14 protein-coding genes are annotated in these 14,778 nt (G+C 71.0%); 4 read left to right on the forward strand and 10 right to left on the reverse strand.

Going from position 1 to position 14,778, the window contains the following annotated elements; translation table 11 throughout:
- Window positions 1-93: 93 nt before the first annotated feature.
- Together AB0P24_RS23960 and AB0P24_RS23965 are read left to right on the forward strand one after the other, a co-directional pair.
- Complete coding sequence (locus AB0P24_RS23960; protein ID WP_365797190.1) at window positions 94-948, forward strand: fumarylacetoacetate hydrolase family protein; 855 nt, start codon at window positions 94-96, stop codon at window positions 946-948.
- Between the two features lie 42 nt (window positions 949-990).
- Window positions 991-1,779 carry an IclR family transcriptional regulator gene (locus AB0P24_RS23965; RefSeq protein WP_365797192.1) on the forward strand — a complete coding sequence of 263 codons (789 nt, stop codon included), beginning with the start codon at window positions 991-993 and terminating at the stop codon, window positions 1,777-1,779.
- On the opposite strand, the gene AB0P24_RS23970 is transcribed toward AB0P24_RS23965, so the two are convergent.
- Entirely contained in the window at window positions 1,748-1,891 is a 144-nt protein-coding gene (locus tag AB0P24_RS23970) for an FAD-dependent monooxygenase (protein ID WP_365797317.1), read from the reverse strand. The genes AB0P24_RS23965 and AB0P24_RS23970 overlap by 32 nt on opposite strands.
- A 458-nt stretch (window positions 1,892-2,349) precedes the next feature.
- Here AB0P24_RS23970 and AB0P24_RS23975 point away from each other — a divergent pair, with 458 nt between their 5' ends.
- Complete coding sequence (locus AB0P24_RS23975) at window positions 2,350-2,712, forward strand: hypothetical protein (RefSeq protein ID WP_365797194.1); 363 nt, start codon at window positions 2,350-2,352, stop codon at window positions 2,710-2,712.
- A gap of 47 nt (window positions 2,713-2,759) precedes the next feature.
- Window positions 2,760-4,364, forward strand: a complete 1,605-nt coding sequence (locus AB0P24_RS23980; protein ID WP_365797196.1) for a hypothetical protein — start codon at window positions 2,760-2,762, stop codon at window positions 4,362-4,364.
- 332 nt (window positions 4,365-4,696) lie between these two features.
- Here the strand turns inward: AB0P24_RS23980 and AB0P24_RS23985 are convergent, their stop codons facing one another.
- The 9 genes from AB0P24_RS23985 to AB0P24_RS24025 are packed head-to-tail and all read right to left on the reverse strand — an operon-like array spanning window position 4,697 to window position 14,605.
- On the reverse strand, window positions 4,697-5,866 hold the full coding sequence (locus tag AB0P24_RS23985; protein ID WP_365797198.1) for an NAD(P)-binding domain-containing protein: 1,170 nt from the start codon (window positions 5,864-5,866) through the stop codon (window positions 4,697-4,699).
- Window positions 5,867-5,891: 25 nt separating this feature from the next.
- Window positions 5,892-7,568, reverse strand: coding sequence for a radical SAM protein (locus AB0P24_RS23990; RefSeq protein WP_365797200.1), 1,677 nt, complete (start codon window positions 7,566-7,568; stop codon window positions 5,892-5,894).
- A 30-nt stretch (window positions 7,569-7,598) separates the two neighbouring features.
- Window positions 7,599-9,014 (reverse strand): MFS transporter, encoded by a 1,416-nt coding sequence (locus AB0P24_RS23995; RefSeq protein ID WP_365797202.1) that lies wholly within the window; start codon window positions 9,012-9,014, stop codon window positions 7,599-7,601.
- Window positions 9,011-9,739: a TIGR04283 family arsenosugar biosynthesis glycosyltransferase gene (locus tag AB0P24_RS24000; RefSeq protein WP_365797204.1), complete on the reverse strand. Its 729-nt coding sequence runs from the start codon at window positions 9,737-9,739 to the stop codon at window positions 9,011-9,013. Before AB0P24_RS24000 ends, AB0P24_RS23995 begins: the two co-directional genes overlap by 4 nt.
- A 50-nt stretch (window positions 9,740-9,789) precedes the next feature.
- Window positions 9,790-10,479 carry a TIGR04282 family arsenosugar biosynthesis glycosyltransferase gene (locus AB0P24_RS24005; protein ID WP_365797206.1) on the reverse strand — a complete coding sequence of 230 codons (690 nt, stop codon included), beginning with the start codon at window positions 10,477-10,479 and terminating at the stop codon, window positions 9,790-9,792.
- A complete protein-coding gene (locus AB0P24_RS24010; protein ID WP_365797208.1) occupies window positions 10,476-11,264 on the reverse strand; it encodes an MTAP family purine nucleoside phosphorylase in 789 nt (262 codons plus the stop codon). The genes AB0P24_RS24005 and AB0P24_RS24010 overlap by 4 nt, the downstream gene beginning before the upstream one ends.
- A gap of 19 nt (window positions 11,265-11,283) precedes the next feature.
- Window positions 11,284-12,690 (reverse strand): radical SAM domain-containing protein, encoded by a 1,407-nt coding sequence (locus AB0P24_RS24015; protein ID WP_365797210.1) that lies wholly within the window; start codon window positions 12,688-12,690, stop codon window positions 11,284-11,286.
- Window positions 12,690-13,181, reverse strand: a complete 492-nt coding sequence (locus AB0P24_RS24020; protein WP_365797212.1) for a MauE/DoxX family redox-associated membrane protein — start codon at window positions 13,179-13,181, stop codon at window positions 12,690-12,692. The genes AB0P24_RS24015 and AB0P24_RS24020 overlap by 1 nt, the downstream gene beginning before the upstream one ends.
- Window positions 13,178-14,605, reverse strand: coding sequence for an FAD-dependent oxidoreductase (locus AB0P24_RS24025; protein WP_365797214.1), 1,428 nt, complete (start codon window positions 14,603-14,605; stop codon window positions 13,178-13,180). The genes AB0P24_RS24020 and AB0P24_RS24025 overlap by 4 nt, the downstream gene beginning before the upstream one ends.
- Window positions 14,606-14,778 lie beyond the last annotated feature (173 nt).

Raw genomic sequence — 14,778 nt, forward strand, 5'->3', positions numbered from 1 at the left:
CCTCGCGCCCCGAACCCTCTCCAACGTCACCAGGACTTCGGCCGCAGTGCCGACCCTTGCCGCCGTTTCATCCCCTTTCTCCGGAGAACCACCATGAGGCTGAGTACCGTCCGTCTGCCCGCCCCCGATTCCGGCGCGCAACTCACAGCCGCCGCCCGCCATGAGGGCGACGAACTGGTCCTGCTGCCGCACTCGGACGTCGGGGCCCTGCTGGCGAGCGGAGAGGACTGGCACCACCGCGCGGCAGCGGCCGACGGCAAGCGGATGCCGCTGGACGCGGTGTCCCTCGCCCCCGTCGTCCCGCACCCCAACAAAATCGTCTGCCTCGGCCTGAACTACGCCACGCACATCAAGGAGATGGGCCGGCCCACCCCGACCCACCCGACGCTCTTCGCGAAGTACGACGGATCCCTGGTCGGGGCCCACGACGACATCCATATGCCGCCGGTCAGCGACGACCTCGACTGGGAGGCCGAGCTCGGTGTCGTGATCGGACGGCGAGCCAGGCACGTCGCCCGGGACGGAGCGCTCGCCTGCGTGGGCGGCTACACCGTCGTCAACGACGTGACCGTACGGGATTGGCAGCATCGCACCCGGGAGTTCCTCTCCGGGAAGACGTTCGAGGCGACCACGCCGGTCGGGCCGTCTCTCGTCACTCCGGACGAACTCCCCCCGGGAGCCTCGGGGTTGACCGTCGGCTGCAGCGTGGACGGCCACACCGTGCAGAAGTCCAACACATCCGACCTGCTCTTCGACGTCGCCACGACCATCGCCTACATCAGCACCATCATCACGCTCCTGCCGGGTGATCTGATCGCCACCGGCACACCGGGCGGAGTGGGGGCAGGACGTGACCCCAAGGTCTTCCTGCGCCCCGGGCAGCAGCTGGTCACGTTCGTCGAGGGAGTCGGCGAGCTGCGCAACACCGTCGTCAAGGACCGGTTGTGACCTCCGATCGATGGAAGGCATCTGACCGGTAGGGTGTCTCCCATGTCAGGATCAGCGTCCCCCAGCTATCGCGAGCGCAATTCCACGGCCGACCGGGCCCTGGACATCCTGATGATGTTCGACGAAGACCAACTCGTCATTTCCGGTAGCGCGGTCGCCGAGCGTCTGGGGGTCGCCCGTTCGACCGCCTACCGATATCTACAGTCCCTGGTGAGCAGCCGGTTCCTGGAGGAGGCACCGGGCGGTGGCTTCCGGCTCGGGCTGCGCGTCCTGGAGATCGGCCGACTGGCACGGCGCAGCTACGGACTGTCCGAGATCGCGGTTCCGGCGATGACCGAACTGTCGGAGGACGTGGGCGAGACGGTGCTCCTGACCCGTCGTGCCGGGGAACTGGTCGTCTGCGTCGACCGTGCGGAGGCCCGCGCGCGGGCGGTGCGGATCTCCTACGAGCGTGGCAGTACCCTCCCGCTCAACGCCGGGGCCTCGGCGCTCGTCCTGCTGGCCTGGATCCCGCAGGACAAGGCTCGCCGACTGCTGGAATCAGCCGAGCTGAGGCGTTTCACGCCGGCCACGCTCACCGACGTGGACACGCTCATGGACCGGCTCGCGCACATCCGTCGCGCCGGATACTCCGTCACCCGCGGCGAACTCGACCCCGATGTGACGGGCGTGGCCGCACCGATCCGCGACGACGAGCAGAAGGTGGTCGCCGCCGTGAGCGTCGCCGCGCTCGGCTCCAGGGTGTTTCCCGAAGCGGAGGCGGAACTGGCTCAGAAGGTGGTGATGACGGCACAGAAGATCACTGACCGCCTGATCGCCGTCGGAGGTTGAGAACACGCCGACATGCCGGGGCGGGACGCTCGACGGCCAGAACGCGCACACCGAGCGCGCCCAGGAGGTTGGCCGCGGTCAACCCGACCGGTCCCGCGCCGACGACGAGCACCAGCGGCGTCGCGCCGGAGGGCGCCAAGAGCGGTCTAGCCGATAAACAGTACAGCAGTCCTGCATAACGAGACAGTCCGTGCCGCAGGCGCGATCGGACGGCATTCGGCGTGACTCTCCTCGCTTGACAACCCCCGGCCCCGGGCGCGGGGAGACGCCTCAGGTACGCCCCGGACGGCCGGACCCACGAAAGCCGTCACGTACAGGTCTTGACGCATAAGGCGCACTGAACCGTACAGTTCAACATCGTCGTGCCCCGCGCCGCGCGCATCCGTACGGATGTGAACGGAGCGCACGGCCGAGCAGTGACCGGGCCGCAGCCGTGTCCGAGGACGAGAGACTCGCCGCGCCTTCGGAGGCGGGCCCGGACCGACCGGTGGCGGACCGGACGGAAGGACCCGCCGTCGGCAGCTGACCACACTCGGCCCTGCGGTTCACTCACCCACCAGGAGAAACCCGATGCGTCACAGACCCCACCCGTCCGCACACCAGGACGGCCTCGACACGCAGAGCGGCCCGTCGGCCCTGCGCAACGCAGGGCAGCAGGCCCTGCGGCTGGACCGCGCCTTTCTGATGCCCAACGCGATCGGCCTCGCCGTCACGTTGGCTCTCGGCGCGACGACCGGCGATCTGCTGGCCCGTAGGCTGCCCGGCACCCAGGTGACCGTGGGACTGCTGCTCTGCTTCGCCCAGACGGCCTTGCTGCTGGTGACGGCCCTGCGCTTCGACCGTCGTTGCGCTCGTCTGCTGGACCCGTGGCAGCAGGCGTACGCGCGGTCCGGTGCGAGAGCGGCCGACGGCGGCATGGGGGACGCGAGATGACCGGTGGGACGTTGGACCTGGCCGCTTCCGGCAGTACGAGTCATGTCTTGATCGGCTTCATGCTGTTCATGATGCTCACCCTCTTCCTGACGGTCTTCTCCAGCCTGGGCGAGCACTCCGCGCGGGAGTTCTACGTGGGCGATCGAACGTTGCCTGCGTGGAAGAGCGGGCTGGCACTGGCCGGAAGCTTCACGTCGCCCTCCCTGTTGCTCACTGTCACCGGCGTGGTGGCGACCGCGGGCTTCGACGGCATCACCACGGCCACCAGCATGTTCCTGTCCCTCGGGGTGCTCCTCCTCCTCGCCCGGCCGATCCAGCTGAGCGGCGCTTGCACGCTGGGCGAGCTCCTGTCGCTACGGGTACCCGGAACGGCCCCGCGGATCGCCGCCGCGGTGGCCACGCTCGCCGTGGCGGGGCCGTTCCTGGTCGTGCAGCTGATGTCCGCGGGCAGCATCACCGCATCCCTGCTCGGCTTCACTGGAATCGGCGTCCAGAAGATCTGCACGGTGATGATCGGCTGTCTGGTCGTCACCTGCGGTGTGCTCAGCGGCGCCAAGGGACTCACATCGGTGCAGGTGCTGGCGGTGACGGTGATCGGCACGGCGATGTTCGTGATCTGCGCCTACGCCGTCCGGGCGTTCCACGGCGACATCGACGCCCTGATCGGCGCCGCCGCCCGGGGCAGCACCCGGCGGAGCCGGTATCTGTCCCCCGGCGGCACGATCGGCCTCGGGAGCAGCTCACACCTCGACTTCGCCGGAGGTCAGCTCGCGCTGGTCCTGGGCAGCGCCTGCATGCCGCACGTCCTCAGCCGGGTCTACGCGATGAAGGATCCGGCCACCGCGCGGCGTTCCGTCCGATACGCAGCCGGAATCGTCGCCCTCCTGTGCACCGCCTTGGTACTGCTGGGATTCACGGCCGCGGCCGAGGTCGGCACTCGTGAGATCTTCGGCGGGGAGACGCGCTCCGACGGCGCGCTGATGCTCCTGGCACGGAGCCTGACAGGGGGCACGGGGAACGGTCTCGGTGAACTGATGTTCACCACAGTGGCCTGCGCTCTGTTCCTGTGCATTCTGTCGGTGGTCGGCGGCACCACACTGGCGGCTGCCGGCGCTCTCGCCCGCGACTCCTACCACTACGTCGCGCGGCACAGGCGGTCGGCTCCACCGGACGAACTGATCACCGCCCGCGTCGCCGTGGCGCTCTTCGGCGTCCTGGGCATCGCGCTCGCAGTGCTCACCCAGGGCCACTCCGCCGGCTTCCTGACCCAACTCGCGACGACAGCGGCGGCGTCGACCGCGGCACCGGCCCTGCTGTACACCTTCTACTGGAGCCGGTTCAACCGCACGGGACTGCTGTGGACGGTCTACGGCGGGACAACGCTGACGATCGGCCTGTACCTGTTCTCCTCTGCCGTGTCGGCCAGCCCGACGGCACTGATCCCGACGGCCGACTTCGCGTGGTTCGGCCAGAACAACCCCGCCGTCATCTCCGTGCCCGCGGCCTTCCTGCTGGGCTGGGCGGGCAGCCTGACAGGCCGGCGCCGTGACGGCCAGGAGGATCCCCTCGCCGTCGACGCGCTGCTGGTGACCGGTCGGCCGCTCGCATCCCGCGCTGTCACCGCCGAGGATCCTTCCGCGCGCGTCCGCTGAACGCACCGACCGCTGTGACGCTCCGCGGCCGCGTCGACAGTGCGTCGTCCTCCCGGTCCCGTCCGGACGTCCGGGGAGCCGCCGTCGCTCTCGGTCCCTGAGGACCGCCTGCACGCGCGGGATCAGCGGGGGTCCTGCCCGGGCGCCAGTACACGTGGACGGCCGACACGGTGGGCGCCGCCCCGGGGTCGCTCATGGTGAATGCCTCCGGGCTGTCGTCGGTTGTGCGGGAGGGGAACCCGGCAGGGCGGCGGTTGCATTCCATTCCGGTACGGCGTCCGGTCGGGCCTGGGATTCAGTGAGTGGCGCCCACTTCGGCCGCGGGCGCACCGTCAGTCGGCGTTTGCGGCGACGATCTCGTCGACCTGCTGGTAGCCGGTGCGCAGCAGGAAGGTGCTGAGGCGGCCGTAGGACTTGGCGCCGAGGATGTAGAAGTCGGGTTCGGGGTTGCGGAGCTGGCCGATGCCGGGTGCGGGCTGGGCCAGGCAGTCCGCGGTGGTGCCGGAGGCGGCCAGTAGCGCGGCGGAGAGGTTCATGGGGGCGCCGGTGGCGTAGCACTCATGGACCTGGAGTTGGCGGTAGAGAGTGTGGTCGCCGGTGTAGCCGGTGAGGGAGACGACGTGGTCGGCGAGTACGTCCGGTGTGCCTGCGGCGCCGGCGAGGCGCACGCGGATGCGGTCTCCGTCAGGGATGAGGCACTGCACGTGGACGCCGGTGTGGACGCTGACCCGTTCGTCGGTGCCGTCGGCCAGCGCCTGGGAGGCGTCGACGAGTTCCTGGCGGGCGGGCAGGGTGTCGTCGGGGACCACGCCCCAGTCGGGGGCAGGGCTGCGGATTGCCCAGACGGGCCGGGTCTCGGGCAGGGCCGCGAGGTCGCGGGCGGCGGTCTGGGCGGATTTCCCGGCACCGACGAGGAGGACAGTGCCCTGCCAGCGGGCTGGGTCGGTGGTGTCCGGGATGGTGCGGGTGATGCGGTGGCCAAGGGCGCGTTCGCCGGGGGCGGGGATGCCGCCGTCGCCCAGGGTGTTGGGGTGGGCGTAGGTGCCGGTGCAGTCCAGGACCAGGGTCGCCTTCGCGGTGTCCTCGCCGTCCGGGGTGTCCAGGAGGAGGGTGAAGGGGGCGGCGGCCCGGGCCTTCGTGCCGATCTGCTCGTGCTTGAGCAGGCCGGTGCGGGCGATGGCGGCGACGCGGGTGCGGTAGCGGATCCGGCTCTTCAACTCTGTGAGTTCCGCGATGGGTTGCAGGAGGCGGGTGACGAATTCGCCTCCAGTGGGGCAGGCGCCGTCCGACGGTGCGTCGGAGAGGTGGGCGCGCATCCGGTGGGACGCGTTCAGCTCCCAGGGAGTGAACAGGCGGACGTGGCCCCAGGCGCGGACGTGTGCACCGACGGCGTCGGCGCTCTCGTAGACGGTGAACGGCCAGCCGGCGTCGGCGCAGGCCAGGGCGGCGTCCAGGCCGACGGGGCCGGCGCCGAGGATCGCGACGTGCGGGACGGCGGGCATGCTGCGGGTACCTCCCGGGCGGTGGTCAGATGGCGCAGTGGACGGGGCGGGGCAGGCTGCCGTCGGCGAGGCGGGCGGCGAAGAAGCGCTCGGTCACCAGTCGTTTGCCCTGTTCCAGCGGGGTGCTTGCAGGTGCGAGGTGCATGTCGGGGCTCGTGGTCACATCGGCTCCGGCGGGGTGCCAGTGCAGGCCGTTGGCCGTCACGGTGAGCTCGGGGACGGAGGAGTCCTCGCCGATCTCGACGCCCTGTTCGGCGAAGCCGCGCCGCAGCAGGGGTCGTACGGCGAAGTGGTCGCCGGGCAGGCCGAGTTCGGCCAGGAGGGCGGCGACGGCCGGAATCTCGCTGGTGTTCTCGGGGGTTTCGGTGAGGGCGACGCGTGGGGGCAGGCCGAGGTCGATCAGGTGGCGGATGCCGTCCATGGAGCGCTGCCAGGAGCCGGGGCCGCGGTGCAGGTCGTGGGTGTGGGGTGTGGCGCCGTCCAGGGAGGTCTGGACGGTGAGTTTGCGGTCGGCGAGAGTGCCCAGACCCTCGGCGCGCCGGCCGCGCAGCAGCATCGCGTTGGTCATCGCCACGGTGGGCAATTGGGCGGAGGCGTAGTCGAGCAGGCCGACGATGTCCGGGTGCAGGAAGGGCTCGCCGCCGGTGACGTACAGCTCGGTGAATCCGGACGCCACCGCCTCGTCCACCAGTGCCCGGAAGTCCTCGGCCCGAAGGGTACGCGCGGCGGCCTTGGGGGAGGAGGCGACGGCGCAGTAGTCGCAGGCCAGGTTGCAGTGGAAGTTGGTGTAGATCCACAGACGGGAGGGGAAGTAGGGGCTGCCGAACAGCGGCACCACCGGGCGGTCGCCCTCCAGTGCGGGCGCCGACGCGGGTCCCCACCCGTCGTCGGCGGGCTGGAAGGCGGTCGGCAGGGTGGAGCGGTAGAGGTGGTGGCGGCCGCGGGCGCGCTCGCGCGGGGGCAGGATCTCCAGGCAGGTGGTCCACCAGCCGGTCTCGATGGTCTCCACGAAGACCTCCGGCAGTCCGGCGGCGCGCATGGAGGCGGCCTGCGCCTGCCAGTCGTACGCGAGCGGCACCAGCTCGGCCGACGCCTGCCCGGCGTCGAGGTCCAGGAGTGCGTACCAGACCTCGCGGCGGCCGTCGTTGGCGGGTTTGCCCAGCACACCGACGTTCACCACCAGCGTGTCACCTGTCCGCCGCTGCCAGGGCAGACCGCTGTGTGTGCACAGGATCACGTCCGCACCGGAGGCCGCGACCCGCTGCCGGTGCTGGTCCTCGGGCAGGGACTCCCACCAGAAGTCGTTCAGGGCGAGGGTGGAGCCGTGCACCATGTGCACGTCGATCCCGTCGATCGTCTCTCTGCGCTCGGTGGGCAGTTCGCTCATCCAGGCGGCGAAGTCGCGGCTGGTGGTGGCGAGGGTGTGGTCGTAGATGAGCTGGGCGAACTCGTTGTCCTTCGGGTCGCGGTAGCCACAGCCGCAGTCGGTGTCTTCCCGGGCGATCGCCACGTCGTAGTTGCCGGCGACGCAGGTGATGTCGTTGCCGGTCAGGATCGGCCACAGGGCGTCGACCTCGGCGCCGAAGCCGCCCAAATCACCGAGGCAGTACAGCCGTTCGGCGCCTTGGCCGCGGGCATCGTCGACGAAGGCTTGGAGGGCGTAGGGGTTGCCGTAGGGGCCGCCGCATACCGCGATGCGCATGTCACAGGTCTCCAGGTCGTGCGGGGTGGTTCAGGCGGGCGTGGGGTTCAACGACTCCAGGGAACGGGTGGCGGCGTCGACGCCGCCACCCAGCCGGAAAATCCCGATCGCGGCAACTCCGGCCAGCCAGCAGGCCACCACCAGCAGGTAGGAGGTGGTGGCACCCATGCGGGTGGCCAGGTCCGGAAGGGCCAGGGTGCCGACGATGGCGCCGATGCGGCCCACGGCGACCGAGAAGCCGACTCCGGCGCCACGCAGGTGAGTGGGGAACAGCTCGGTGAAGGTCGGGTAGGCGGAGGTCCAGGCGGCGGTGGCGAAGGCGTTGGCGGTGATGAAGGCAAGCGTCACCCACATTGCGCTGCCACTCGCGGTGGCCCAGGCGAGCAGTCCGACTCCGGCTGCGGCGAGTGTGTAGGAGGCGGCCACCGTGCGGTGGCGGCCGAGCCGGTCGAAGACCAGTGACATGGCAAGGCCGCCCGCGAGCGCGCCGACGTTGCCGACGATGAAGAAGAACGGCACCTGCGCGTTCCCGATGTGCACCTGCTTCAACACCACCACCGACAACAGCGCGAAGATGCCGTAGTAGCCGAAGGCTTCGGCCAGATCGAGGACCGAGCCGAGCGCAAGGCGTCCAGGATGCCGGCGCAGCAGCTCGCCGAGCGCCCGGTGGGGCGCCGGTGCCGGAACCTGCTGGGCGTGCCGGGTGCCGTGCCCGGTCCCGGGGGTCAGGCCCGAGCGCTCCTCCATGCCTACGACGACGGCCTCCGCCTCCGCGTACCGGCCCTGGGAGACCAGCCAGCGCGGCGACTCGGGGATGCGGCGCCGGAAGTACAGCACCACCAACGCGAGCAGGCCGCCGATCACGAACAGGTACCGCCAGGAGACGGTATCGTCCAGCGCGAGGGTGTTGAGCAGAAGGTAGGCCAGCAGTCCGGCGAGCACGGCCCCGGCCGCCCAGAAGTTCATCACCACGGCGCCCACCCTGCCGCGTACCCGGGCGGGCATCAGCTCCGCGATGGCCGCGTTGACGATGGCGTACTCGGCGCCGACGCCGAGGGCGGCCAGGAAGCGGAAGGCGTAGACGAGGCCGAGCGCGGGGCTGAGCCCGGTCAGCACGGTGAAGGCCGCGTACCACAGGAGGGTGAGGACGAACAGGCGGCGGCGTCCGAACCGGTCGGCGAGATGGCCGCCGGCGAGCGCGCCCAGCAGAATGCCGGTGAGCCAGGTGGCCAGGATGGCGTCCTGTTCGAAGACGGTGGCGTGGAAGTGGGTGCCCAGGGGGCCGACCGCGCTGCCGAACAGCTGCACTTCGAGGGAGTCGAAGAGCCAGCCGGCGCCGAGCGCGACCAGGATCATGGTGTGCAGGCCGCTCCAGGGCAGCTGGTCCAGCCGGGCCGCCAGGTCGGCGGGTATACAGGCGTGCGCGGACGCGTCGTTCGTGGTCATGCGCTGGAAACCCGCTGAGGGCCGGTCGCCTTCCGTTCGCGGCGCAGAAGGCGGGCCGGGCCCTTCGCGTAGCGGCGGCGGATGCGCTCGGGGTCGACGCCGGCGAAGTACAGCAGCTTCAGGTACTGCATGAACACGATCATCCGCCACACTCCGTGCTCGACCAGCCGGCGGGAGGAGGCCGTGGAGGTGGCCGGGAGGATGGTCAGAGCCCCGCGGCGGGCGAGGCGGCGGGACATCTCCAGGTCCTCCATGATGGGCAGGTCCGGGAAGCCGCCGAGCTCCTCGAAGACGCTGCGGCGGATGAACATGGCCTGGTCGCCGAAGATGTGCCGCAGGTGCCGGGCGCGGGCGTTGGAGGTGTGGGCGAGGTAGTTCAGGCCCGGAGTGCGGCGGTCGAAGCGCAGGGTCAGCCCGCCACCGACCACGGCGGGGTCGGACAGGGCGGCGCGGATCTGGGCGAGGGCGGCGTGATGGATCTCGGTGTCGGCGTGGATGAACCACAGCACCTCGCCGCTCGTGTGCCGGGCGCCGGCGTTCATCTGCTTCGCCCGGCCCCGCTCGCTGTGCACCACCGTGGCGTGCAGGGTGGCGATCTCGACGGTGGCGTCGGTGGAGCCGCCGTCGACGACGACGAGTTCGCAGTCGGGGAAGTCCCGGCACAGCCGGCCGAGCGCCGCCTGGATCGTGCGCTCCTCGTTCAGCACGGGCACGATGATCGACACGGATGTTTCGGGCGGTGCCGTGAGTTTCCTCCGCCCTCCGCCGGTGAGTCTCATCCGTCCTCCCGCGACTGCGACGATGCCAGTACAGCCGTGATCGCCGGAGGCAGGCCCGGGTCGGCCAGGAGCGCGGCGGCGTCCTCGGGGGTGTCCAGGTCCCGCAGAGGAGCGAGGAGTTCGGCGCTCAGTCCGGCCTCGGCGGCGAGTGCGAGGGTGGCGGCCAGCACCTTGTCCGTACTCCACCACATGGGGTCGAGAGCGAACAGGTCGGTGTGCGGGCGGCGCGTGCCGATCAGGTAGTAGCCGCCGTCCAGCGCCGGTCCCAGGACCACGTCGTGGTTCTGAAGGGCGGTGAGGGCGGCGGCCAGATGCATCCTGGTCAGGGTGGGCGCATCGGTGCCGATCACCAGGACTGGACCGCCGCCGTCGGAGAAGGCGTCGGAGACGGCGGCGGTCAGCCGCTGGCCGAGATCCTGGCCGCGCTGCACGAGCGTACGAACCCCCGGGGGTGCTGCGACACGGACATCCGGGATGCCGGCCCCACCGTCCCCGGGGCCGTGCGTGTAGGCGACATAGGCGCGCAGCCCGGTGGCGGTCACCGTGTCCACCGTGTGGCGGATCAGTTCCGCCTGCAGGGCCGCGCACCCGTGCGGGCCCAGCAGCGGGTGCAGCCGTGTCTTCACACTGCCCGGCCGGGGCGCCTTCGCCATGACGAGCACCGCCGGGGTGGAGGCGGCGCTCATGCGCCGAACCGGTAGACGAACCCGGCGGGCGTCACCGCCTCCAGCCCAGCGACCGTATGGCCGACCAGCTGGGCGAAGACGTCCTTGCTGGCCGTCATCCGCTCCACCAGGGCCTGCACCGGCTCCGGTTCAGGGGCCACACCGTTGGCGTAGTCAGTGACGAAACCGACCAGTGCCAGGGGCAGTTCGGCCTCTCCCGCCAGCACGATCTCCGGGCCGGCGGTCTGGCTGACGGCGGTGACTCCGGCGGCGCGCAGGGCGGCGATCTCCGCGCGGGAGTTGAAGCGGGGCCCGTCCACATGCCCGTACACGCCGTGCGGCACGACCGGCACGTCCACTTGTCCGGCAGCGCCGATGAGCGCCTGGCGGAGCAGCTCGCTGAAGGGCCCCTCGAAGATCCAGTGGCCCCGGCCGGGCTGTCCCGGGGTGTCGTACCAGGTGCACGGGGAGCCGTCGGGCAGCCGGTTGGCGGGGAAGTACAGGTCGTCGAAGACGACCAACGAGCCGGGTGCGGCGACCAGGTCGGACGAGCCGCATACGGTCAGCGAGATCACCGCGTCGACGTTCAGCGCGCGCAGCGCGGCGAGGTTGGCCTTGTGGTCGACCTGGTGGGACAGGCGGCTGTGGCCCGCGCCGTGCCGGGACAGCTGGACGATGTCCGTGCCCTTGAGGCGGCCCTCGGTGACGGTGGCCTGCCCATGCTCGGTGGTGACGATGCGGGTGGCCGCCCCCTCGAGGTGGGGCCAGTCGTAGCTTCCCGAGCCGGTGATGACACCGATGCGCATCCTTGCGTTCCTCCCCTGACTACTTGCTTGCTGACGTGCGGACTTCGACGATCGGGAGCAGTTTGCGCAGTTCGGCGTTCTCCACCGGGTCGAGCACGGAGTGCTGAACGCAGGCGGGGACCAGAGTGCCGTTCTCCGGATGGGCCATCGAGTATTGGCAGGCCGCCAGCCGTTCCTGACTCTCGCGCACCTTCGGGTCGTCACTGGTCTCGCCCCGCTGCATCAGCTCCCAGGCCGGGGCGACGTCCTTGGCGTCCATGAACATGTGCATCACGAACGTCACCGGCCGGACGCGGAAGCCGTGCCGCAGCAGCCTGCCGGCACCGGCCCGGCGCACCGTCCGGGCCAGCCAGGACAACGCCACGGCGATGGTGTGCGGGTGGCGGGCGACGACGCGCAACAGCTTGGCTGCCAGCAGCGCAGGCGGCGTGCCGGTGAAATTGACCTTGCCGAGGTGACGGAAGAAGGCGTCGCGGACCGCGAGGTCGCGCGGGTCGTCGCCGTCGAGGAAAGGGAACCAGCGGCGGCCCACGTAGAAGCCGTAGGCGGTGCGATTGCATCGCACGTCGCCGTTGTGGAAGACGTTGTAGTCCAGGCGAGTACCGGCCCCACGCTCGATCTCCGCCCACACCGCGTCCGGTGCAGCCGCCCGGTACTGCTCCTTCCACCGGCGTTGGTCACCGACGAACGCGGCGGGCTGGAAGGAGAACATGCCGTATCCGGCCGCGTGGTTGTCACGGATCACATCGGCCACCTCGTCCAGGTTGCCGGGGGTGACGGTCATGTTGTGGGCGAGGAAGTAGCGGACCCCGTGCTCGCGCCTTAGTTTGCGGAACATCGCGGCGAACCGCCGACGGTAGGGGTTCAACGCCCTTTCGCTGGGCGGGCGTTCCATGCCGCGCCGCCCGTACATGAACTTGTCGAAGTGGGCGGCGAAGGACAGCCGGTCGAAGCGCTTCTGCCCGTCCGGGCCGAGCGCGAGCTGCTGGAGGTAGTCGAAGTCGAAGTCGCCGTGGGTGAAGCTCATCGGCTCCCGGCCCTGCTCGCGCATGATATGCAGCGTGGCGGCGTGGTCCTCGGGCGGCAGCAGGCTCGCCTCACCGCCGATCAGCTGGGTGTGGGCGCGCGGACCACGCAGCCGGCGCAGCAGTCCCATCTGGGCGGCGACCTGCTCGCGGGTGTGGGCGCCGTCGACGCGGACGGCGTTGGCGTCCCGGGAGTGGTAGCAGGGGGTGCACTTGAGGTTGCACTTGGGGAAGACGCCGTGGGTGCCTTCGCAGCCCACGCCGTGCTGCCCGATGATCTGAGCCGGAGTTTTCACGCCGTCGGGCAGTTCGGCCCAGCGGCGTTCCATCGCCTCGGCGAACTCCGGATCGTACGGGCGAGTGGCCCGTTCCAGGGCACGCAGTCTCGCTACGAGTCCCATCAGTTCTGTTCCTGCTTTCCTTGTGCGGCACGGCCGACCGGGACGGCCGTCGAGGGTGTGCGGGGCACGGCGGTGGTCGGTGAGGGAACCTGACTGCTGCTGTTCCTGCGAAGGAGCAGCCAGGCGTACAGCAGCATCAGCGCGTCCTCGGGCAGCACCCACCAGCGCAGCGGCTGGCCCGCGTACCGGCCGAAGCAGCCGCAGTTGTCCACGGCGAGTCCGCGTGCGTACGCCTGCACGGCCAGCGCCGCCCAGAGCAGGTTCACTCCGGTGAAGATCCATACCGGGGTGCGGGCCGAGGAGCGGGGCCGGGCCAGGAACCACGCCCCGGCACTCGCCTCACCGGCGATCAGTGCTGCGGCGAGGCCGGTCGAGCCGGCGCCGCTCGTCAGCCGGTAGGCGTCGAGAATGCCCGGCATGGCATCGAAGGAGGCGAGCTGGCCGACGGCCATGACCGCGAACAGAGCCCCCAGGACGAGACGGAGGATCATCGCCGCACCCTCCTTCGCAGGGCCATGAGTCCGCCGATCACACTCTTGGTGCGGGCCAGCCGGCCGTAGACGTCGAGCAGGGCGGCATGCCAGGGCCCGTCCGCGTACGTCGGATACGGGTGCACCGTTCTGGCGTACTGCGACGGCTTCCAGCCCAGCCGCACCGCCGTGGCCAGATGCGCGATCGTCTCCCCGGCGCGCGGAGCGACCACGGTGGCGCCGGCGATCCGGCCGCGCGGGTCCAGCACCAGGGTGGTGAAGCCTTCGGTGCGGCCGTCGGCGACTGCCCGGTCCACCCGGTCGTGGTCGAGGGTCAGTACACGTGCCTTGCCGGCGTGCCGGGCCTGTGCTTCCTCGGCGGTGAGCCCGACCCGGGCGACTTCGGGGTCGGTGAACGTCACCCATGGAACCGCGTCGTAGTCGATGCGCCGCCGCACGCCGAGCAACGCGTCGGTCGCGGCGGCCCCGCCCTGCACTCCGCCCAGGTGGGTGAAGGCCGACCGGCCGGTCACGTCCCCGGCGGCGTAGATGCGCGGGTTGCCGGTACGCAGCCGGTCGTCCACCCGGACATTGCCCCGCTCGTCCCGCTCCACGCCTGCCGCCTCCAGACCGAGCCCGGCGGTGTTGGCGCGGCGGCCGGTGACCGCCAGCAGCGCGTCGTACGGCAGCGGATCACCGGGGCCGTGCAGCGCGCCGCCGGCCACGCGCTCCGCCCGGTACCCGGTCAGTACGGTGATCCCTTCCGCCTCCAGACGCTCCCGCACCACCTGCGAGGCCCGTGGCTCCTCGCGGGGCAGCAGCCGCTCCAGCGCCTCCACCACCGTCACCTGTGAGCCGAGGCGGGCGAAAGCCTGGCCCAGCTCGCAGCCGATCGCGCCCCCGCCCAATACCACCAGTCGTCCGGGCAGTTCGGTCAGCTGCCAGACGGTGTCACTGGTCAGGGGGCCTTCCTCGGCCAGTCCCGGGATCGGTACCAGGGCGGGGGCCGAGCCGGTTGCGATGACCGCGTACCGGAAGGAGATCTCCCGCTTCCCGGCCGTGAGCGTCCGGGGCCCGGTGAAGACGGCCGGGCCGTACGCCACCTCCACGCCGAGCCTGCGTAGTCCCTCCGGCGAGTCATGGGGTTCGATCGCGGCGATCGCCTCCTTCACGTGGCCCATCGCCGCCGCCAGGTCCGCCCGTCCGGTGGGTGCGTCCAGGCCGTACCGTCCGCTCTCGCGTGCGGACCGGACCTTGGAGGCCACATGCAGCAGTGCCTTGCTGGGCACGCACCCGGTCCACAGGCAGTCCCCGCCCAGCCGGTCCCGCTCCACCAGCAGAACCCTGGCACCGAACCGGCCCGCCGTCCGCGCGGCGGTCAGCCCGGCACTGCCGCCGCCGATGACCACCAGGTCGTACGCGTCCTGCGCGTCGTACGTGCTCATCGAACTGCCTCACTCGCCCTTCCCGCACGGGGACCCGAACTGCTGTCTCACCACTGGTACGGGCAGGGAACCCGGTCAGGTGGGCGATCCCTTCCCTTCGGGTACGACTATTCGCGCGAGAGCCGTGGACGGCCGCGAACGGCACCGGTGCGGCGCGTCCCCTGAGGACCCCG

Origin of the sequence: Streptomyces sp. NPDC086519, from assembly GCF_040686075.1 — a bacterium.
Classification (GTDB): Bacteria; Actinomycetota; Actinomycetes; order Streptomycetales; family Streptomycetaceae; genus Streptomyces; species Streptomyces shenzhenensis.